This window comes from Streptomyces sp. NPDC008139 (assembly GCF_042957025.1).
Taxonomy (GTDB): Bacteria; Actinomycetota; Actinomycetes; order Streptomycetales; family Streptomycetaceae; genus Actinacidiphila.
This window is the reverse complement of the sequence record NZ_JBIBHM010000003.1, coordinates 488,138-508,279: the sequence shown is the minus strand read 5'-3', so window position 1 is coordinate 508,279 and position 20,142 is coordinate 488,138. Positions and strand designations below refer to the sequence as shown.

20 protein-coding genes are annotated in these 20,142 nt (G+C 73.5%); 7 read left to right on the top strand and 13 right to left on the bottom strand.

The window, feature by feature from the left end:
* The first annotated feature begins 132 nt into the window (after positions 1-132).
* The 3 genes from ACFZBB_RS08590 to ACFZBB_RS08580 are packed head-to-tail and all read left to right on the top strand — an operon-like array spanning position 133 to position 2,287.
* On the top strand, positions 133-1,335 hold the full coding sequence (locus ACFZBB_RS08590) for an ABC transporter substrate-binding protein (RefSeq protein WP_391119167.1): 1,203 nt from the start codon (positions 133-135) through the stop codon (positions 1,333-1,335).
* Positions 1,332-1,856, top strand: a complete 525-nt coding sequence (locus ACFZBB_RS08585) for a nuclear transport factor 2 family protein (RefSeq protein WP_391119165.1) — start codon at positions 1,332-1,334, stop codon at positions 1,854-1,856. The genes ACFZBB_RS08590 and ACFZBB_RS08585 overlap by 4 nt, the downstream gene beginning before the upstream one ends.
* Positions 1,835-2,287: a MaoC/PaaZ C-terminal domain-containing protein gene (locus ACFZBB_RS08580; protein ID WP_391119162.1), complete on the top strand. Its 453-nt coding sequence runs from the start codon at positions 1,835-1,837 to the stop codon at positions 2,285-2,287. Before ACFZBB_RS08585 ends, ACFZBB_RS08580 begins: the two co-directional genes overlap by 22 nt.
* A gap of 192 nt (positions 2,288-2,479) precedes the next feature.
* On the opposite strand, the gene ACFZBB_RS08575 is transcribed toward ACFZBB_RS08580, so the two are convergent.
* From ACFZBB_RS08575 to ACFZBB_RS08520, 12 genes are all read right to left on the bottom strand, one after another.
* A complete protein-coding gene (locus ACFZBB_RS08575; RefSeq protein WP_391119160.1) occupies positions 2,480-2,677 on the bottom strand; it encodes a 4Fe-4S domain-containing protein in 198 nt (65 codons plus the stop codon).
* Between the two features lie 32 nt (positions 2,678-2,709).
* Complete coding sequence (locus tag ACFZBB_RS08570) at positions 2,710-3,942, bottom strand: cytochrome P450 (RefSeq protein ID WP_391119158.1); 1,233 nt, start codon at positions 3,940-3,942, stop codon at positions 2,710-2,712.
* Positions 3,943-4,318: 376 nt separating this feature from the next.
* Complete coding sequence (locus ACFZBB_RS08565) at positions 4,319-5,311, bottom strand: 4'-phosphopantetheinyl transferase superfamily protein (protein WP_391119156.1); 993 nt, start codon at positions 5,309-5,311, stop codon at positions 4,319-4,321.
* The gene (locus ACFZBB_RS08560) at positions 5,308-8,580 is read right to left on the bottom strand and encodes a S41 family peptidase (RefSeq protein WP_391119154.1); all 3,273 of its coding nucleotides are present in this window, start codon (positions 8,578-8,580) and stop codon (positions 5,308-5,310) included. Before ACFZBB_RS08560 ends, ACFZBB_RS08565 begins: the two co-directional genes overlap by 4 nt.
* Positions 8,577-9,161 (bottom strand): GNAT family N-acetyltransferase, encoded by a 585-nt coding sequence (locus ACFZBB_RS08555; protein ID WP_355342394.1) that lies wholly within the window; start codon positions 9,159-9,161, stop codon positions 8,577-8,579. The genes ACFZBB_RS08560 and ACFZBB_RS08555 overlap by 4 nt, the downstream gene beginning before the upstream one ends.
* Positions 9,162-9,164: 3 nt before the next feature.
* Positions 9,165-9,602, bottom strand: coding sequence for a hypothetical protein (locus tag ACFZBB_RS08550; protein ID WP_391119152.1), 438 nt, complete (start codon positions 9,600-9,602; stop codon positions 9,165-9,167).
* Positions 9,595-10,095 (bottom strand): GNAT family N-acetyltransferase, encoded by a 501-nt coding sequence (locus tag ACFZBB_RS08545; RefSeq protein WP_391119150.1) that lies wholly within the window; start codon positions 10,093-10,095, stop codon positions 9,595-9,597. The genes ACFZBB_RS08550 and ACFZBB_RS08545 overlap by 8 nt, the downstream gene beginning before the upstream one ends.
* The gene (locus ACFZBB_RS08540) at positions 10,092-10,649 is read right to left on the bottom strand and encodes a hypothetical protein (protein WP_391119148.1); all 558 of its coding nucleotides are present in this window, start codon (positions 10,647-10,649) and stop codon (positions 10,092-10,094) included. The genes ACFZBB_RS08545 and ACFZBB_RS08540 overlap by 4 nt, the downstream gene beginning before the upstream one ends.
* Positions 10,646-11,782, bottom strand: coding sequence for an acyl-CoA dehydrogenase family protein (locus ACFZBB_RS08535; protein ID WP_188284226.1), 1,137 nt, complete (start codon positions 11,780-11,782; stop codon positions 10,646-10,648). The genes ACFZBB_RS08540 and ACFZBB_RS08535 overlap by 4 nt, the downstream gene beginning before the upstream one ends.
* Entirely contained in the window at positions 11,779-12,402 is a 624-nt protein-coding gene (locus ACFZBB_RS08530) for an acyl-CoA dehydrogenase family protein (protein ID WP_391119145.1), read from the bottom strand. Before ACFZBB_RS08530 ends, ACFZBB_RS08535 begins: the two co-directional genes overlap by 4 nt.
* A 31-nt stretch (positions 12,403-12,433) precedes the next feature.
* A complete protein-coding gene (locus ACFZBB_RS08525) occupies positions 12,434-12,700 on the bottom strand; it encodes a phosphopantetheine-binding protein (RefSeq protein WP_188284224.1) in 267 nt (88 codons plus the stop codon).
* Between the two features lie 165 nt (positions 12,701-12,865).
* Entirely contained in the window at positions 12,866-13,051 is a 186-nt protein-coding gene (locus tag ACFZBB_RS08520) for a hypothetical protein (protein ID WP_355342376.1), read from the bottom strand.
* 280 nt (positions 13,052-13,331) lie between these two features.
* On the opposite strand from ACFZBB_RS08520, the gene ACFZBB_RS08515 reads away from it, so the two are divergent.
* Positions 13,332-15,188 (top strand): condensation domain-containing protein, encoded by a 1,857-nt coding sequence (locus ACFZBB_RS08515; protein WP_391119143.1) that lies wholly within the window; start codon positions 13,332-13,334, stop codon positions 15,186-15,188.
* A 222-nt stretch (positions 15,189-15,410) separates the two neighbouring features.
* Here ACFZBB_RS08515 and ACFZBB_RS08510 read toward each other — a convergent pair whose 3' ends face one another.
* The gene (locus tag ACFZBB_RS08510) at positions 15,411-16,490 is read right to left on the bottom strand and encodes a hypothetical protein (RefSeq protein WP_391119141.1); all 1,080 of its coding nucleotides are present in this window, start codon (positions 16,488-16,490) and stop codon (positions 15,411-15,413) included.
* Positions 16,491-16,840: 350 nt separating this feature from the next.
* Between ACFZBB_RS08510 and ACFZBB_RS08505 the strand changes: the two genes are divergently transcribed.
* Genes ACFZBB_RS08505 through ACFZBB_RS08495 form a run of 3 tightly spaced genes read left to right on the top strand, consistent with a single transcriptional unit; the run spans position 16,841 to position 20,110 of the window.
* Complete coding sequence (locus tag ACFZBB_RS08505) at positions 16,841-17,119, top strand: phosphopantetheine-binding protein (RefSeq protein ID WP_355341384.1); 279 nt, start codon at positions 16,841-16,843, stop codon at positions 17,117-17,119.
* Positions 17,112-18,842: an acyl-CoA ligase (AMP-forming), exosortase A system-associated gene (locus ACFZBB_RS08500; protein ID WP_391119138.1), complete on the top strand. Its 1,731-nt coding sequence runs from the start codon at positions 17,112-17,114 to the stop codon at positions 18,840-18,842. Before ACFZBB_RS08505 ends, ACFZBB_RS08500 begins: the two co-directional genes overlap by 8 nt.
* On the top strand, positions 18,839-20,110 hold the full coding sequence (locus tag ACFZBB_RS08495; protein ID WP_391119136.1) for a pyridoxal-dependent decarboxylase, exosortase A system-associated: 1,272 nt from the start codon (positions 18,839-18,841) through the stop codon (positions 20,108-20,110). The genes ACFZBB_RS08500 and ACFZBB_RS08495 overlap by 4 nt, the downstream gene beginning before the upstream one ends.
* Positions 20,111-20,142 lie beyond the last annotated feature (32 nt).

Genomic DNA, 20,142 nt, shown 5'->3' with positions numbered 1-20,142 from the left:
CGGCCGAGGCCGCCCCCGACCGAGAGCACATCCGGCTGAGCCCGCTCGCGGCTGAGCCCGCCCACCCTCCCCGTGACGCGCGTACGCGCCGTCGCCGGCGATCCATCATTTCACTTCGTTAAGGAGCCTGTTGTGCACAGATCCCTCTTCGGCGTCGGCGTCCTGGCGCTCGCCGCCACGATGTCGCTCGCCGCCTGCGGCTCCAACGGCGGGGGCAGCACCTCCAGCGGTGGCGGCGGCAAGACCCTGGTCATTGGCTTCGCAGCCCCGCTCACCAGCGGCAACGCGGCAGTGGCCGAGCAGATGGTCAACACGGCAAAGCTGGCCGTGAAGACGATCAACGCGGACGGCGGCGCGGGCGGCCGGAAGCTCTCCCTCAAGGTCTACGACGACAAGCTCACCGCCGACGAGTCGGCCAAGGTCGCCCAGCGGGCCATCACGGTCGACAAGGCCGGGGTCATGATGGGCGGCTACACCAGCATTGAGGGACTGGCGATCCGCAAGATCGTCGAGCCGCGCAAGATCGTCTTCATCAACTCCTCGACGATCTCGCCCGCCCTGATGGACGGCGCGAAGTACACCTTCCGCACCACCGTCGACCAGAGCGACTACCCGGTCCAGTTGATCGACCTGCTCAAGTCGCTCGGCTACAAGCACCCGGTGGTGACCGCGGACGACGGCCCGACCGGATCGACGCTGTGGAAGCCGATCGTCGACCAGGCGAAGCAGGCTGGCATGGACCCGGGCGACACCGTGCACTACACGCTGGGCGCGACCGACCTGACCTCGGCCGTGACCAAGCTGAAGGGCGAGCACCCGGACGCCGTCGTCCACATCGGCTCCGCGGCTGCCGACGCGGGACTCATGCTCAAGACGATGGCGGAGGCCGGGGTCAACGTGCCCGTCGTCGGCTTCGGCTCGCTCATCGCGCCGGACGCCCTGAAGATCGGCGGCGACGCGTACACCAAGCTCCCGGCGATCTACACGCTGGCCAACCAGCAGCCGTCCAAGCCGGAGTACCAGGACTTCATCAAGGCGTACGCCACCGAGTACGGCGGCAGCGCGGACGCGCTCGCGCTGGGCCTGGCGGAGCAGGCGGGCGCCACCTGGGACGCCTTCACCGTCCTGAAGAAGGGGCTCGACGCCACCAACGGCGACACCGACGGGGACAAGCTCGCCAAGGCGATCGACGCGATCACGCCCTTCGCGGGCGCCGCGGGCAAGGACGGCTCGCTGATCAACTTCGGTGACGGACGCGACGGATTCAGCAAGTCGCTCGTGGCCTTCCAGTTCGTCGGCGGCAAGCCCAAGGAACTGGCGAAGCAGCCCTCGTGACCCGGCGCGACCCGCTCGACGCGCCGGGCCCCACACCCCGGGGCCCGGCGCTCGACGCCCAGGACGTCCGGCGGATCACCGCCCTGCTGACCGCGTACTGCGACAGCGTGGACACCGGTGACTTCGCGCGCTTCGCCCGCCTCTTCGGCGACGGCACCTGGCTGGGAATGCCCGGCGCCGACGTCGAGGACTGGATGCGGGAGAACGTCCTCACCTACGACGGCGCCACGCACACCCGGCACCGCGTGCACGACATCAGCCTCGCACCAGGCGGTTCGCGGGACGAGGCGTACGGGACCTGCGGCATCGAGGTCACCCAGCGATTCCCCGGTGAGCGGGCCCTGCTCGTCACCCGCAACACCTACGCCGACCGGTTCCGCCGCGTGGACGGCCGGTGGCGGTTCGACTCCCGGACGATCACGCGGCGGCAGCCCGGCGACGACTCCCGGCACCGGCGCCGGGGAAGCGGCCCGGACGACAACCAGAAGGGACGAGGCACGTGCGGATATTCGACGGCCTGACGGATCTGGCCGACTCCGAAGGCGAGGACCTGGGGGCCAGCGACTGGATCGCGGTCGACCAGGGGCGTATCGACGCCTTCGCCGACGTGACCGGGGACCACCAGTGGATCCACGTCGACCCGGACCGCGCCGCCTCCGGCCCCTTCGGGCGGACGGTCGCCCACGGCTACCTCACCCTGTCGCTGCTCGCCGAACTCACCACCCGGCTCTACCGCGTCGACAACGTCTCCTTCGCGGTCAACTACGGCCTGGACCGCGTCCGGTTCGTCACGCCCGTGCTCGAAGGCTCCAGGATCCGCGCCACGGCGCGGCTCGCGGAGGCCGCACGCCTGGACGCGGCCGTCCAGGTGAGGCTGGAGAGCACCATCGAGATCGAAGGGTCACGCCGCCCGGCCGCGGTCGTCACCTCACTCGCCCGCTACGTCGCCTGAGCCGGGCAGCAAGCGACCGCGGCGGACCGGGACAGGACATCGCGCGATGGACCTGCGCGTCGCGCCCCACCGCCTGTACCCCTTCTACGACCGGCGGTGGGAACTGCCGGGCGGCCGGTGACCCGGGGGCGCTCCCGGCGGAGCGCCCCCGGACCACCGCGGCTGTACGGCTGTACGTCATGCGGCTACGGCCTACGGCTCGACCGTCTCGATCGCCTGCGCAGGGCAGCCCACCTCGGCCTCGCGGACGTCGTCCCACGTCGCCTCGGGCGGCTCGTCGGCCAGCAGCCGGACGATGCCGTCCTCGTCGCGCTGGTCGAAGACGCCGGGCGCGGCCAGGACGCACATGCCGGAGCCGCAGCACTTGTCGGTGTCGACGTGGACACGCATGAGGCGTTCCTTTCGTTGCGGAGCGGCGGGGTTCACCAGGCGAGGGGGAGCGCGTGCAGTCCGTAGACGGCCATCTCGTGGCGGAAGCGCAGCTCTTCGAAGGGGACGGCCAGGCGCAGGCCGGGGAACCTCTGGAGTACGGCGGGCAGCGCGACGCGCAGTTCGAGGCGGGCGAGCGGCTGGCCGAGGCACTGGTGGACGCCGAAGCCGAAGGCCAGGTGGCGGCGGGCGCCGGGGCGGCCGAGGTCGAGCAGGCCGCCGTCGGGGAAGGCGTCCTCGTCACGGTTGGCGGCGCCGATCATGCACAGGACGCCCTCGCCCGCGCGTATCCGCGTGCCGCTGACCTCCACGTCCTCGACGGCGACCCGGCCGATCCCGTTGTGGACCACCGTCATGTAGCGCAGCAGCTCCTCGACGGCGGTGTCGAGGGCGGAGCCGTCGCCGTCCTCGTCGAGCCGGGCCGCCTCGTGCAGCCGCTCGGCCTGGGCGGGCTCGCGCAGCAGGGCGAGGACCGACAGGGCGGTCATGTTGGCGGTGGTCTCGTGCCCGGCCACCAGCAGCAGCCGGCCCATCGACGCGATCTCGTCGTCGTCCAGGACGTCCTGCTCGGCGAGGCGGCTGATGATGCTGTCGTCCGGCGCGGCCCGCTTGGCGCGGGCCAACCCGGCGAGGTAGGCGCCCAGTTCGTCCTGCGCCGCGCCGACCTCCCGCGGCGGCGCGTCGGTGCGCAGCATCGTGCTGCTGCACCGCTGGAAGAAGGCGTGGTCGGCGTAGGGGACGCCCAGCAGCAGGCAGATGACCATGGAGGGCAGCGGCAGCGCGAAGTCGGCGACCAGGTCCGTGGTGCGGTCGGCGCGGGCGGCCATCCGGTCCAGCAGGTCGTCGGTGACCTGGCGTACGGCCGGCCGCATCTCGGCGACCTTGCGGATCATGAAGTCGGCGGTGAGCATGCGGCGCAGCCGGGCGTGGTCCGGGTCGTCCATCCGGATGAAGGTCGGCCGGTCGGTGGCGAGCGTCCGCAGGCCCGCCGAGAGGAACGGGAAGCCGGGCCGCCTGGCGTCCGAGCTGAAGCTCCGGTCCCGCAGCACGGAGCGGATGTCCGCGTGCCGGGTCACCATCCAGCACGAGGTGCCGTCCCACAGCCGGACGCGGCTCAACCCCTCCTCGCCTCGGGCCTGTTCGTACGCGGGCGGTGGGGCGAAGGGGCACGTCCCGCGAGCGGCGGGGGCGGTGACGGCAACGGGCGGGTGCGCGGCGGTGGCCATGACGGACACTCCTGTCTTGCCGGTGCGGAAGGTGCCAGAGCGGTGCCAGGGACAGCAGAGGTCAGTGCCTGTAGCACTAAGTGCCGTAGGCAACTAACTTGGTGTCGAGGCTAGTTCGCTCTCCGCACTCGCCGGTAGGGCGGATTCGGGCCGTTTCACGCCGATGCGACCCGGTGGTCACGCCTTCGGTGACGGGACGTCACGCCCCGAACGAGGCGCCCACGTGATGTCGGCGCGGCGGCACCGACCGGCGACGCCGCGCCGTGCCGTCGCGCACCCGCGCGCGTCGCGCCGACCGCCGCCCGACACCGTCCGAAACGCATCGGTACGCGGTCGGGTGTGGCTCTCGGGCATGGGGTGCCATGCGTGGCTACCGTCACTCCGGGAGCGTGCGCCGCCGGACGTGGGTCACCGGAACCGTCGTGGCCAGGGCCGCGCGATGGGCGGGCGGGGCCGCGAGGGGGGCGAGGTGGAGCGGGGCGCGGGGCCAGTCCCGCACGGTCGGCGCCGTGGCCAGCGCAGTGCTGACGTCGATCGCCGCGGGAGGAGCCGACAGGCCGTGGCCGGTCAGCTTCATCGCCGCCTCCTTGCGCACCCAGGCGTCGAGGAACGCCTCCGGGCGTGCGCTGGGCGGGAGTTGGTCGTACGCGGCGCGCTCGGCGGGGGTCAGGGTGAGCGCCGCGAGGCCATCCGCGTCACGGTCCGCGTCGAGTTGGTCGAGATCCGCGCCGATCAGGCCGCTGCCGACGACCGCGATCAGCAGCCACTCGCGGGTGTGCGAGACGGAGAAGTCGAAGGCGGCGTCCGCCACCCGGGGGCGGCCGTGCCGGGGCGCGCCGCACAGCGCGCAACCGCGCTCGACGGCCACCTCGGCCGGTGGCACGCCCAAGTAGCGCCCCACGACGAGCCGTTGGGCCACCCGCGAGGTCAGCAACGTATCGGCCGCCGCGCCCTCACCGAGCACCTGCCACCGCTCCCGCTCCTCGGCGCCGAGCAGACCGGCCCACGCCTCCCGCCGCCGCACCGGCACCAGCCACACCTCGCAGGTCCCGGCGACGGGCGGGGCGAGGGCCCCTCCGGCCGCGACCGTTCCCGCCGACGCCGTTCCCGCCGCATGCGTCCCAGCCGCTATCGCCCCCGCCCCCACAGGAGCCGCCACCAGGGGCGTTGTGACGGCCGGACCGGCCATGACCGACCCGGCCGCGACCGTTTCCGCCGCACGGGTCCCGGCCGCGACCGTTTCCGCCGCACGGGTCCCGGCCGCGACCGTTCCCGCCGCGACCGGCCCGGCCTCAAAGGGGCTCGCCGCCAGAGGGGTGGGGACGAGCGATCCGGCCGCGGCCCGCCCCGCCGCCTCCGGCACGCTCATCCGCCGCTCCGTCCCGTCGCGGCGCCGACGGCCCCGGCGTCGACCGCCCCGGCGTCGGCCGGTGCGAGGTCCATGCCGGAGCCGTCCGTCGACGCCGGTGTCGGCAGCACCGTCAGCAGGTGCGTCACCGCCGTCGCCAACTGCGCGTCCAGGCCGGGCTGCGGCCCCGCCGGGACCACGGCGACCGTGATGTCCGGCTCGACCCCCCGGTTCTCCAGCCCCGCCCCGACCCCGCGGAAGTAGTAGCAGAATTCGGGCTGGGTGGTCACCGTGCCGTCGACCAGCCCGTGCCGCGGCCAGGTGGCGATCGTGCCGCCCCACGTCCGCGTGCCCACCAGCGTGCCCAGGCCGCGCTCGCGGAACATATGGCCGAAGATCTCGCCGTCGGAGCCGGTCTGTTCGTTGATCAGCGCCGCCATCGGACCGCGCGGCGACTCCAGCGGGTACGGCACCGCGCCGCTCCACCGGCCGTGCTCGGTACCCGTGCGGCTGCGCGCGAGCCGGTCGAGGAGCAGCGGAGAGACATGGCCGCCGCCGTTGAACCGCACGTCGACCACCAGCCCCTCCCGGTCCAGACCGCCGAGGAACTGCCGTACGAAGTCCGCGTATCCGGTCCTGAACATGTCCGGCACGTGCAGATACGCGAGCCTGCCGTCGGAGACGGTGTCCACGTAAGCGCTGTTGCGCGCCACCCAGTCCAGGTAGCGGGCGCGGGCCTCGCTGCGGGCCGCGCGGACCACCACCCGGCGCGGGACGGCGCCGCCGCGCAGCACGGTCAGTTCGACCTCGCGGCCCGCGAGACCGGTGAGCAGTTCCGCCGGCCCGCCGGGCCCCACGAGGTGCCCGTCGACCGCGGCGATCTCGTCGCCCGGCCGGATGTCGACGCCCGGCCGGTCGCAGGGCGAGGTGGCGTCGGGGTTCCACGGGTCGCCGCGCAGCACGTGCGCGATCCGCCAGCGGCCCTCGGCCTGCGGCGCGGGCTCCCAGTCCACGCCGAGGAACCCCTGCGCCTCACCGCTCGGCGCGCCGTAGTCGCCGCCGCGCTCGTACGCGTGCGAGGTCGCCAGCTCGCCGTGCAACTCCCAGACCAGGTCCGAGAGTTCGGCGCGGGTCGCGACCCGGTCGAGCAGCGGCAGATAGCACCGGTGCACCGCGTCCCAGTCGACCCCCGACATGTCGGCGTTCCAGAAGCTCTCGCGCTGGAGCCGCCACGCCTCCCGGAACATCTGCCGCCACTCTGCGGCAGGCACGAACGGGATCTTGACCCGGTCCAGGTCGACCCAGCCGGTGGGCCGCCCCGGCGGGGCGATGGGCGAGTCGAAGTCCTCCACGGCCTCCTTGGGCGCGCCCGCGGGCACCACGCGCAGCCGGTGGTTGTGCCGGTAGAGCAGCGCCGTGCCGGTGCGGTCGGTGCTGATCTCGTCGACCGGCCCGAGGTAGTCCTCGGTCACGTCGCCGGTCGCCAGGTCCACCAGTGTGACGCTGCCCTCCTGTTGCTGCTGCGGGTCGTCCGGCTCGGGCGCGCTGAGCGGTACCGACAGCAGCAGCACGCAGTCGGGCAGACCGAGCACCGCCGCGTACCGGCCCTCGGGGACCGGCAGCGGGACCAGGCGCCGTTCGATACCGGTGAAGTCGATGGCGACCGGCCCTTCCGGATCGCCCTCGTCGTACCCGTCGGGGGAGTACGCGCCGCCCGCCGACTGCTGCGGCGGAGCGAACGGCGGCTGCCGGTCGGCGGTCAGCGGCACCGCGTACGGCCGGGCGCCGAAGGGGAAGCCGATCTCGAACTGGACCTGGTCGTGCTCGGGCGTCAGGTCGCGCTGACCGACGAAGTACAGGTAGCGGCCCGCCGGGTCGAAGGACGGCAGCGCGTCCCGCAGCACCGGGCGGGTGATCCGCGAGGTGCGTCCGGTGTCCACCTCGGCGACCTTGATGGCCGTGCTCCTGGGCGTGTCCGGATAGGTGTAGGCGAGCCAGCGGCCGTCGGGCGACCAGGCCAGATCCTCGATCCGCTCATGGGCACTGGTGTCGAGCAGCCGCGGCTCCAGCTTCGGCCGGTCGGTGTCGACGCTCCACAACTCCTGCCGGTTGGTGGCGAAGGCGACCTGCCCGGTGGCGGGCGAGGCGGCCAGCGCGGTGACATAGCCCAGGTCGGCCAGCGGCACGCCGAGCAGCTCCGAGCCGCCCTCCGCGGGCAGCAGCACCAGCCGCTCACCGGGCCCTGAGTCGCCCGCGACCGCGACCAGCCGCTCGCCGTCGGCGAGCCAGTTCAGCAGCCGGTAGCGGACACCGTCCGGGCGCCCGTGCCGCCGTACCGGACCCGACCAGGGCGCGAGCGTGAACGCCTTGCCGCGGGCGGTGACCGCGAGGGTCTGCCCGTCGGGGCCGATCCGCGCCCCGTCCAGGAAACCGGTGGCCGACACGATGCGGCGCTGGTGCTGGACGCCCGAGGGGCCCAGCTCCACCCGCAGCCGCCGGGTGCCGCCGCGCGCCGGGTCCAGCACGTGCAGGACCGCGCCGCTGTGGTAGACCAGCCGGCGGCCGTCGCTGGACAGACCGCGCGCGTAGTACTCGTCGTGGTCGGTGTGCCGGGTCAGACCCGTGCCGTCGGAGTGGCAGGAGTAGACGTTGCCGGTGCCCTCGTGGTCGCTGATGAAGTAGATCCGGTTGCCGACCCAGCAGGGGTCCGCCGGATTGCCCGCGGGCAGCGCGAGCCGCCGGTACGCGCCGGATCCGTCGTCGTCCACCCAGAGTTCACCGGCCGCCCCCCCGCGGTAGCGCTTGCGGCGCGCCGGGTCGGCGATGCTCCGGCCGATCACCGAACCGCCGCCGGGCCCGTACGACACGGACGCGGCGGGGCCCGCCTCGACCAGCCGGGGCGGGCCGCCGTCGGGGTGCACGGCGAACAGCCGGAAGCCGAAGCCCTCGGGCTGGCCCGCGGTGCTCGCGTACAGGATCTCGCCGGTCAGCGGGTGCCAGCCGGTGACCGTGCACCGGCCCGCCTGGTGGGTCAGCCGGCGGACGGGACCGCCCGAGACCGACGTCAGGCAGACCTCGGTGAGGCCGTCGGGGGAGCCGGTGAAGGCGACCTGGCGGCCGTCGGGCGAGAGCCGGGGGCCCGCGCACGCGGTCGTGCCCGCGGTGAGCCGCCGCGCGGTGCCGCCCTCGGCGGACACCGTCCACAGGTCGTCCTCGCACACGAAGACCACGGTGTCGCCCACGATCGTCGCGTGGTGCAGATAGCCGCCTTCCGCGGCGCGGGCGCTCATGACGGCTGGGACGACGTGGAGCGGATACGGGCGGCGATCGCACGGCGCCGGTCGGCGACCTGCTCACGCCGGCGGTGCACGTCCTGCTCGCTCTCGGTCCAGTAGCAGGCGGTGCGCCACTCGCCGACGGTGTAGGAGTCGTACGCGCAGCGGACCCGCCGCTGCTCGGTGAGTTCACCGGACGACACCAGCATCGTGTTGTGCTCCAGGACCTGGTTGACGACCACCCGCATGTTCAACTCCGCGCGGATGTACGCGTGCGCGGCGGTGACGGCGGTCGCGCCGTACGGGCCCCGGCACTCCGGCAGCACGCCGAAGGACAGCTCACAGGTCTGGCCGGGCCAGTCGATCGAGGTGATCCAGGCGAAGCCGACGGTCGCGCCGCGGGAGTCGCACATGGTGAACATCCGCTTGACGTCGTGCTCACGCGTGAGGGTGCGGCGCTGGTTGGCGGTGAGCGCGTCGTCGTCGCTGACGACCGCGAAGTCGGTGAGATTCGCCTGGAAGCGCGACTCGCGCAACAGGGCGGTACGCGTGGGGATGTCGTCCTCGGTGAAATGCCGGACGGTCACGAACGGCATGGGTCAGCCCTCCTCGGTGGCGCAGTAGACCAGCACGTCGTGGTAGCCGCCGGTGTGGAAGACATGGCCGGGCAGCCGGCCGGCGCCGGTGAAGCCGCAGGCTTCGAGCGCGGGCACGGCCGGTGAGCCGTCGGGGACCTCGGCGACATACGACGTGCACCGGCGGTAGGTGCGCAGGAAGGCGAGCAGGGCGGCCAGCGGCTCCGGGTCGGCGGACGTGGTGGCGACCCAACCCTGGCGCGGCTGCGCGGGGTTGGGCACGTATCCGAGCAGCACGTCCCCGGCCTGGAGCACCTGCGCTCCGGTACGGGCCAGCTCGCGGGCGAGCAGCGGGCCGTTCTGGGTGACCGGGTCGAGGCCGAGGAAGCCGCGGGCGGCCTGCGACGCGGCGCTCAGCCGCGCGGCGGCCTCGGCGGTGCCGAGCAGGGTCAAGTCAGCCATGGCGGGTCGCTCCCCAGATCTGTCGGGCCACCGGGCGGCCGTCCAGCCACAGCGCCCGCGGGATGTCGGCCTCCGGGCTCAGCCCCGCGTCACGCAGCAGGGCGTCGCGCGGGAGCCCGTCGGGCAGCGGAACGGCCGGGGTGACCCAGCCGAAGACCCGGCTCAGGCCGAGCACCCGGAAGGCGTGGTCGAGGGCGGCCTTCAGCAGCGGCTCCGCGCTGGTCTCGGCCCCGGGGCGCAGGCCGATCTCCAGCCGCGCCCTGCGGTGCACCCAGTCCAGGGCGGCGAGCCGGACGAAGCCGGTGCCGGGCACGACGCACAACTCGTCGTCCTGGCCCGGCGCTCCGTCCTCGCCGGGACCTTCCGGCGCCGGCACCCGGGCCGGTTCCGCCAGGGCGGGCCTGCCGGGCACGGACAGGCCGAGCAGCTCGCCCGGCAGCCAATGGCCGGTGAGCAGGGGCAGGTCGGCGCCCCGGTATCCGCGCAGCATCATGACGTGGGCTCCCAGATCCGGGAGAGGAAGACGGAACCGCGGCGGTGTCCGTCGTGGACGACGTGTCCGGTCAGGACGCCTTCCTCGGTGAAGCCCGCCAGGCGGGCGGCGGTCAGGCCCCGGTCGTCGAACTCGCGGACGACGACGGCCAGTCGGACCACCTCGCGCTGCCAGCGCAGCGCCCGGACCAGCTCGCGGTACGCCGACGCCCAGGCGTCCGTGCGCAGCCGTGAGGTCAGCCGCAGGTGCAGCACGTAGTGGCAGGCGTGCTCGGCGCCCATCGCCTCCAGGGCGTACAGGCCCACGGGCCGTCCGTCGGCGCTCAGCAGACGGGTGTCCTCGTCGAGCAGCGCGAGGATCTCCCACTGCGGGCGGGTGGCGGGGCGGGCGGTGCGGAAGTAGAAGTCGGACTCGGTGAAGAGGTCCAGTACGGCGTCGTGGTCGGCCTCCGTGACCGGCCGGGCGGACCACGCGAAGGTCGCGGGCGCGGGAGTTGTCGCGGGAGCGGGGACGGACGCCGTGGCCGGGCGCGCCGTCAGGTCCGTGGCGGTCATGTCCGTCCCTTCCGCGCAGCCAGGTCGTGGGTGATGTGCAGCCGCTGGATGTTGCTGGTGCCCTCCATGAACTCGAAGGCGAGCACGTCCCGGCTCCACTTCTCCAGCAGCGGGTGCTCGATCAGCGCGCCGGGGCCGAGCGCCCGGGCGGCCCAGTGCGTGGTGCGCACGGCCAGATCGGTGGTGTGCAGCTTCGCCATGGACGGCGGCCGTACGACGTCGGGCTGGAGGTCGACGGCCGCCGCGGACTCGTACAGCAGCGCCGTGGCCGCGTCGAGCCGGGCGGAGACCACCTCGTGCCCCGACCAGCCGGGACGCTGCTCGGTCACGTAGTCGCGGGTGCCGAGAGCGGTGCCCAGGGCCAGCGCGGCGATCTGGAGCCGCATCGCGTTGAAGGTCCTGCTGATCCCCCACAGGCCGCGCCGGGAGGCGGGCAGGTGGGCGCCGAGCAGCATCTCGCGCGGCACGGGCACCTCGTCGAGGTCCAGCCGGCAGATCCGCGCGCCGCGCAGACCGATCATGTCCAGCGGCTCGCCGTGGAAGCCGGGCGCGGGCTGCCGGATCAGCGCGCCGCGGATGGAGAGCGGGCTGCGCCCGGTCCTGGCGAAGACCACGCCGATCGCGCCCCGGGAGGCGTTGCCGACATAGCGCTTGGAGCCGGAGAGCAGGTAACCGTCGGCGGGGTCGCCCGCCGCGTCGAACCTGCTCTCCATCGCCGTGGCGTCGGTGCCGTGCTCCGGTTCCGTCATGCCGAAGAAGGTCCAGGCGCGACCGTCGGCGATGGTGTCGTAGAACAGTTCGCGCTGTGCCTCGTTGCCCAGGGTGTCGACAGCGACGCCGGCCAGGGAGGGACCGGTGTTGGCGCTGAGCACCCCCGCGTCGCCGCGGGCCAGTTCGACGCTGGCGACCACGCGGGACAGGCAGGTGTCGGAGTAGCCGCCGTCGTCCACGGCGGAGCCGGAGCGGTAGTCCTTGGGGGTGGAGGCGGACCTGACCAGCGCCATGACGGGCAGGTCGAGGTGGGCCGTGCCGGCCGGGTCGGCGTCGACGGCCAGGGCGTGGGCGCGCAGTTCCCGGCCCGCTTCCCGGCACTGTTCGCGCAGCTCCCGCAGCGGGGTGTCGAGGGGGATCATGGCTGTACGTCCTCCCGGTCGGTCCAGCAGTCCGCCGCGAGCCGGCCGACGTACGCGGCGCGCACCGGTCCGTCGGCGAGGTAACCGGAGGCCCCGAAGAGCTTGGCGGTGTCCCAGTCGAGCGCGGTGATCCGGTCGTGCGCGTCGGCCACGGCCGCGGGGACGCGGTGGCCGACGAGCAGGAGTTGGCGTACGGCGTCGAGCGCGGTCATGACGTCGGCGACGGTGCCGAGCACGAGTTGTTTGCGGATCAGGGGCTCGCCGCCGCCCACCCGTCCGGACAGGTGGGCGACCGCGTCGTCGAGGAGCCTGCGGGACACGCCCACCCGTACCGCGCCGAGCAGCGCGGCGAATACGGTGCGGCGGTCGTCGGGCCCGTCGTACGAGGCCGGTGCGGCGGATTCTGCGGGCCGGTGGGGCCACGCCACGAAGGCGACGCCCTCCATTTCCGCGAGGCGGTGCGGCACGACCTCGGCGCCCGTGGGCACCCGGCCCGCCGGGAAAGCGGCGACGCGTCCCGCGGGAGCGCCGACCTCCACCGTGCGCAGCGCCAGCTCCAGGCCGGGCGTGAACCCGCCGTCATGGGCCGCCGCTTCACACGCCACGAGCGTGTCCCTCATCGAATCCTCCGTTGGGCCGTGCCGTGTTCGGCTAACCGGCGACCCGCGTGAGGTCCAGCCGGATTTTGATGTAGTCGGCAAAGGAGCCTGCGGACTGGAATACCTCGGGTTCGAGAGTGTCGGGGTCGACTTCGAGGCCGATGGTGTCCTCAAGGCTCATGAGGAGTTCGACAAAACGCATGGAGTCGATCTCCAGGTCTTCGAGAATCCTGGTATCCGCGCTGAATTCGGGGAGCGGCCGGTCCAGGATCACGGAGAGGGAATGCTGAAGGTGCTCGATAATCTCGGCGTGTTCCACCGGACTTTCCCCTTCCCTGGGAGAAGTGGGCCCGAGCGGTCGGCCGTCCGGCCCTGGGGGAGGGCTGCCCGCCGGCAGGGCGCCGGCCGCCTGATGGCGGACGCGGCGCCTTGCCGGCGACGGACGTCACACGGCCGTGAGCTCAGACATGGTGCAGGTCCGAGATCAGGCGGCCTTGGACGCGGCCTTCACCGCGGCCTTGACGGCCGCCTTCGACGCGGCCTTGCTCGCAGCCTTGCTGGCCGCCTTGGACGCGGCCTTGGTCGCCGACTTGTCAGCGGCCTTGACGGCAGCCTTGCTGGCGGCCTTGGACGCGGCCTTGACGGCGGCCTTCACGGCGGTCTTGGACAAAGGAACCACACCTTCCATGTAAGGAAATTCGGGACCCGAGTGGGCCCCGGATGCCGGATCTGGTTTCTCCGACACCATGAGATTCCCGGACGGCGCAACTCCCGTCAACCCTTGCCGGGTTGCACCGAGACGAATCCCGATGGCAGCTTTTTGCCGTCAACAAGCGGCCACCGTGAAACGCTGCCGTTATTCCCGTTCGGGCCTGATGCTGGGAGGTGATTCACGGGCCCGCGCGAATGCGGCCGGGCCGGTCCCACTCACGGTTTGGAAGGAGGGCGGGATGCCCGAGGTGAGAAGCGCGGACCTCTGCTGGGGGCAGCGGTACCACTGGCTGAGGTACCAGCAGGTGCCCGCGGGCGCTCGTCACGACGCGCACATCGTCACCAACTACCCGCTGCCGCAGGGACTTTCCCTGACGGGCCTGCGGTCCGCGCTGGCCTATCTGGTGCGCAGGCACGAGGGGCTGCGCACGGTCTTCGACGCGCACGCCAGGCCGGGCCCGAGACAGCGGGTCGAACCGCCGGGGCCGATGCCGCTGTTGGTGGCCGCCACCGAGCAGGACGGTACGCCGGGACCCGCGGCGGTCATCGCCGAGATGTCCACCACCGAGTTCGACCCGGAACGCGAGTGGCCGATCAGGGCCTGCGCGGTCACCACGGGCGGAGTGCCGCGCACGCTGGCGCTCGTCCTCAACCACACGGCCTTCGACGACTGGAGCATGCAGCTCTTCCAGCGCGACTTCGAGGCACTGCTCGGCACGCTCGCCACCGGCCGCCGGGCGCAGTTGGCGCCGGTCGCGTACCAGCCCGCCGACCTCGCGGCCATCGAGGCGCGGCCGTCGCCGGAGCGGGCGCGGATGCTGCGCTATTGGCAGCGGGCGGTGCCCGAGCTGCCCGCCGACATGTTCGTGCGGCGCCGTGAGCCGGCCGCGCCCGACGGTGTCGCCGCCTTCGGGGCGACGCTCACCTCGCCCGCGCTGCTCACCGCGGTCCGCGAGATCGCCGCCCGGCTGCGGGTGTGGCCCTCCGCGGTGCACCTGGCGGCGTACGCGGTGGCCATGGCCACGTACACCGGCGAGCGGACGGTCACCCACCGCTGGCTGACCAGCCACCGCCAGGACGGACCCCGGATGTCCGTGCTGACGTGCATGTTCTCGCCGGCGCTCGTCTCGGTCGACCTCGGTGGCGACCCCGGATTCGCCGAGGTGGTCGCGCGGGTCGCCGCCGCGCTGGAGACGGCGCAGGAGCACGCGTACGCGCCGTACGACGAGATCGTGGAGCTGGTCGCCCAGGACGCTTTCCGGCGCGGCGCGCCGATCAGGACCTCCTCCGAGGTCAACTTCCTCAACCACGGGACGAAGAGCTGCGGCACCCGCAAGGAGCGCCTTCTGCGGACACCGGAGCCGACCGCGTGGGCGCTGTCCGAGACCGACACCTATCTGCGGGTCGGGGAGTGGGACGACGGAGTCACCGTCGGCCTCAACGCGCGGGCGGACGTGATGGACGCGGCGGCCGTCGAGCACTTCCTGCGCGGGTACGGGCGGCTGCTGGAGGCGCACCGCGACGCGGCCGTCGACCTGCGGCTCGACGAGGCCGCCGCGCTCTTCGTCTTCGCCGCCCCCGCCCCGCGCCGCCTGGCCCGGCTCGGACCCGACGCGGTGGACCTGGACGCGACCGAGCGCGTGCTGCTGGCGCATCCGGCGGTACGGTCCGCGCGGGTGTCCGTGGAAGACGGTCGGCTGCTCGCCGAGGTCACGACGGAACGGCCCCTGGACGAGCGGGAGTTGCGGCTGCACTGCCTGGACACCGGCTCCGCGCTGCCCGGTGCGCGCCGCCCCGACGCCTTCCGGGTGACGGCAGGGGAGGGCGCCCGCGCGGCGCGTACGGAAGCGGTGGCCGCGAACGCGCTGGCCGCCGTCGTCGCCGAGGTCAACGGGCTGGCCGCCGTGGACCTCGACGCCTCCTACACCGTGGCGGGCGGCCGGATGCTGCGCGCGCCGCGGGTCCTGACCGAGTTGCGCGCCCGCGGCTGGGAGGGCGCCGATCTGAACCAACTCGGCGGCACCCGGCCGTTGTCGGGCCTGGCCCACGGACTGACCCCGGTCCAGGAGCCGACCCCGGAGTTGACCCCGGCCTGACACCGTTCCGCCCGGCCGCTGCTGACCGCGCCGCCCACGCCACGGACCACCCGCGGCGAGGGCGGCGCGGCCATGCCGGGACCGTTCCGCGTACCGCCGTACCGCTCCCGCCACATCTGGCACCGGCCCGCGCACGCCGCCCCCGCAACCCACGGCGGCGGCCGACCCGGTGTGGGTCGGTCGCCGCCGTGCGGGTCGGGGACGGGTGTGCGGGGGGCGGGTTCAGGCGGCCTCCTCCAGGGACAGGCGCTGGGCGATCTGGACGCCGGCCTGGAAGCGGCTGACCGAGCCCAGGCTGCGCAGCAGGGCCGCGATGTGGCGGCGGCAGGTGCGGACCGACATGTCCAGGCGGCGGGCCACGACCTCGTCGGTGAGGCCCTGGGCCATCAGCCGGGCGATGGAACGCTGGAGGTCGTCGTTAATGTCCTCCGCGTAGCCCGCCTCCTCCATCGCGAAGGGCGCGGCGCCGTCCCACAGCAGGTCGAACATGTCGACCATGCACCGGATCATCGTCTCGTCGCGGACCTGCCGCGCGGTGGGCGGTCCGCCCGCCTCGCCCGCGGTGACCACCACGGCCAGCGCGCGGTCGAAGACCACCGCCGTCTGCGGCACGGAGCGGATGGTGCGGATCGACGCGCCGCGTTCCGTCAGCTTCTTGGCGCGGGCGCGGGAGGCGAAGTCGGCGCGGTCGCGGTGCGGCGAGAGCACCCGTACGTCGATCTCCGTGCCGAGCGTGTCGTAGCAGGCGTCGAAGAGGTCGTCGGGCGCGATCCGCGCGTCGTGACCGGGGCGCAGGACGATCGCCTCCGTGGCGCAGTCACCGGCCGCCAGCCGCAGCAGGCCGCGGATCTCGGCCTCGCCCTCGACGGCGTCGATGACGCCGAGCGGCCCTTCCGCGCCGCCCGGACCGCCCGCGATGGAGTCGATCCTGGCGCGCAACCGGTCGGCCAGTTCGCGCTGTTGGAGGATGGCCCGCTCGATCGGCGAGGTGAGCTGGGTCGCCGCGGAGTGCGGGTCCACCGGTACGAGCCCGGTGCCGGTCGTCTCGTCGGTGCGCAGCAGCCGCAGTTCCACCAGCCGTGCGGCGGCGGCGAACACCTCCCCCGCGGACAGGCCGAGTTCGAGCGCGACCAGGTCGATCGAGCCGGGGGTGACGGCGCCGCTGCGGGTCGCGTACTGGTAGACCGCGACGAGATCGCCGCTGTCGTGGCCGCCGGCCGGGTGCCGGTCGTATCCCGCGGGACGCGGGTGTTCCGGCGGGCGGTCCGGTGTCGGCGCGAGGTCGGATATCCCCGTGAGCATGGAGGGTGCCTCCCCTTCGTGGATCAATGCGGTGCCGCGGCGGGTCAGGTTCCGTTCGTGCTCCGCCCATGGTGCGTCGGGCCGCCATCACGCCGCCCTCGTTCCGCTCACCGCCCCCGGATACCGGCTCCCGGCGCGCTATCGATCCGCTATCGGCCCACTGTCCGGGGGCCGCCGCAGGGGGCCGCGCCATCGCCCGGGGAACCCGCGTCACCTCGTCCGAGGGACCGGGCGAGAGCGCTGCGATGGCGGTTCGAGAGCGGCCGGCGGTCAAGTGACATCTGTGCGCGGGTGGGTCCCGCGCCCCGGACGAAGACGAAGACCGGACGAAGACAAGGGGACCGATCACCATGGCCGAGACGACGCGGGAGATACCGCGCACCTTTCAGGACGTCCTGCTGCCCCGCCTGCCGTACGCGGAGGGCGACGAGCTGACGGCGGACGCCGATCTGGCCGCGCTGGGGCTGGACTCGATGGGCGTCGTGCAGCTTCTCGCGGACCTGGAGGACCACTTCGGGGTGGAGCTGGACGACGAGTTGCTGACCGAGGAGACCTTCGCCACGGTCGGCTCGCTGTGGGCGACCGTCGCCGACTTCGTCACGCCGGAACTCGCGGCCGGCCATGAGTGAGCCGACGGTGAGCGCGTCGGCGGTCAGCGAACCGACGACGGGCCGGACGACAGCACGCGGCACGGCGACGAACGGTACGGCGAACGGCACGGCGGCAAGTGCGCCGACCACGAACGGTACGGCGCCCCACGGGGCGGCGGTGGCCGCCCGCCGGGTCGCCGCGCCGCTGACCCGCCTGGACCGGCTGATCGCGCGCGGCGCGACCCACCGCCCGGCGCTGACCTTCAAGGACCGCACCGTCAGCTACGGCGAACTCGCCGAGCAGGTCGCCGAAGTCGCCTACGGCCTGCACCGGTTGGGCGTGCGGCGCGGCGACCGCGTCGCGGTCTACGCGGAAAAGCGCGTCGAGACCGTCGTGTCGATGCTCGCGGTCTCCGCGGCCGGGGCCGTCTTCGTCCCGGTCAACCCGCTCTTCAAGGGCCGCCACCTGGCCGGTATCACCACCGACTGCGCGGTCACCGCGCTGGTCACCACCGCCGAGCGGCTGGAGACCGTACGCGCGGCACTGCCGCCGGACACCACCGTCCGCCATCTGGTGCTGATCGGCGACACCGGCACCGTACTCCCGGCCGACGACCGCTGGACCGCGGTGCCGTGGGAGCGGCTGCGCGAGCACGGGCCGCTGCCGGTGCCCGGCGCCGACGCCGTCGTGGACGGCGACGTCGCGGCCGTCTTCTACACCTCGGGCAGCACCGGCGGCCCCAAGGGCGTGGTGCTCTCGCACCGCAATCTGCTCGCCGGGGCCGAGAGCGTCGCCTCCTACCTCGGGCACACCGAGGACGACGTGGTGCTGGCCGCGCTGCCGTTCAGCTTCGACGCCGGTTTCAGCCAGCTCACCACCACCCTGATCGCCGGGGCCCACCTGGTGCTCACCAACTACCTGCTGCCGCGCGAGGTGGTACGGCTCTGCGCCCGCCACGGCGTCACCGCGCTCACCTGCGTACCGCCGCTGTGGCTGCAACTGGCCGCCCAGCAGTGGCCGCAGGAGGCGACCGCACGGCTGCGGTACTTCGCCAACACCGGCGGCCGGATGCCGCGCGCCACCCTGGGCCGGCTCCGCGAGATCTTCCCGCAGGCCCGGCCGTATCTGATGTACGGGCTCACGGAGGCGTTCCGCTCCACCTACCTCGACCCGGACGAGTCCGACCGCCGTCCCGACTCGATCGGCAAGGCCATCCCCAACGCCGAGATCCTGGTGCTCCGCCCCGACGGCACCCCGTGCGTGCCCGGCGAGCACGGCGAACTGGTGCACCGCGGCGCGCTGGTGGCCCTCGGCTACTGGAACGATCCCGAGCGCACCGCCGAACGCTTCCGCCCGGTGCCGGGCGCCGTCCCGTACGGCGGCACCGAGTTGGCGGTCTGGTCGGGCGACACCGTCTACAGCGACGAGGCCGGTTTCCTGTACTTCGTCGGCCGCACCGACGACATGATCAAGTCGTCGGGCTACCGGATCAGCCCCACCGAGATCGAGGAGGCCGTGTACGCCAGCGGCCTGGTCACCGAGGCGGTCGCGCTCGGCGTCGGCGACGAACGGCTCGGCCAGCACGTGGTCCTGGTCGTCGCGGGGGCCTGCGACACCGCCCGACTGCACCAGGCGCTCGCCCGCGAGCTGCCGCCGTACATGCTGCCGCGCCGCACGGTCGTCCTGGACGAACTGCCGCGTTCGGTGAACGGGAAATTCGACCGGGTCGAGCTGCGCAGGACCGTGGAGGGCAACCGATGAGCGGCGCGGCACCGGGTCAGGGCGCGGAGGGCGCCGACGCTTTCGGCGGCTTCGGCCGGCACGGCCGGTTCACCGTCGTGGACGGCGAGTTGGCCGTCGGCGGGGTGCCCGCAGGGCGGCTGGCCGAACGCGTCGGCTCCACCCCCTTCTTCGCCTACGACCGTTCCCTGCTCAGCCGCCGCGTCGCGGAACTGCGGGCGGCGCTGCCCGACGGCGTGGAGCTGAACTACGCTGTCAAGGCCAATCCGATGCCCGCGCTGCTGCACCACATGAGCACGCTGGTCGACGGCCTCGACGTGGCGTCGGCCGGTGAGATGCTCACCGCGCTCGACACCACGGTCCCGGCCGAGCGGATCGGCTTCGCCGGACCCGGCAAGACCTCGATCGAGATCCGGCAGGCCGTGGCCGCGGGCGTCATCGTGGAACTGGAATCGGCCACGGAACTGGCCCGGGTCCGGCTCGCGGGCGAACAGCTCGGCATCACCGCCCGCGTCGCCCTGCGCGTCAACCCTCCCTTCGCGGTGCGCGGTTCGGGCATGCGGCTGGGCGGCGGACCGCAGCAGTTCGGGGTGGACGCCGAACAGGCGCCGGAACTGCTCGCCGGGATCGGCGCGGCCGGGCTGGACTTCCAGGGCTTCCACGTCTTCGCCGGATCGCAGAATCTCGACGCCGAGAGCATCTGCGCCGCCCAGCGCGGCACCGTGGAACTGGTCACGGAACTGGCCGAGCACGCGCCGGGACCGGTGCGCTACCTCAACCTCGGCGGCGGCTTCGGCATCCCCTACGCCGCCCGAGACCGCGCCCTGGACCTGGGGCCGATCGCCGAGAACCTCGCCAAACTCCTCGACACCGCCATCCGCCCCGCGCTCCCGCAGGCGCGCACCGTCATCGAACTCGGCCGCTATCTGGTCGGCGAGGCCGGTGTCTATCTGACCAGGGTCGTGGACCGCAAGATCTCCCGCGGCACCACCTTCCTCGTGGTGGACGGCGGTCTGCACCACCAGCTCGCGGCCACCGGCAACCTGGGCCGCGCGATCCGGCGCAACTACCCCATCGCGGTGGTGGGTTCCGCCGTCGCCCCGGCCACCGAGACGGTCGACGTGGTCGGCTGCCTCTGCACCCCGCTCGACCTGCTCGGCAAGGACGTGTCACTGCCCCACGCGGAGATCGGCGACCTCATCGCGGTGTTCCAGGCGGGCGCCTACGGCCTGACGGCCAGTCCGGTCGGCTTCCTCGGCCATCCGGCACCGCACGAAGTCCTGATCTGAACCCACCCGCCGCGGCGGCACCGGGCCCCGCG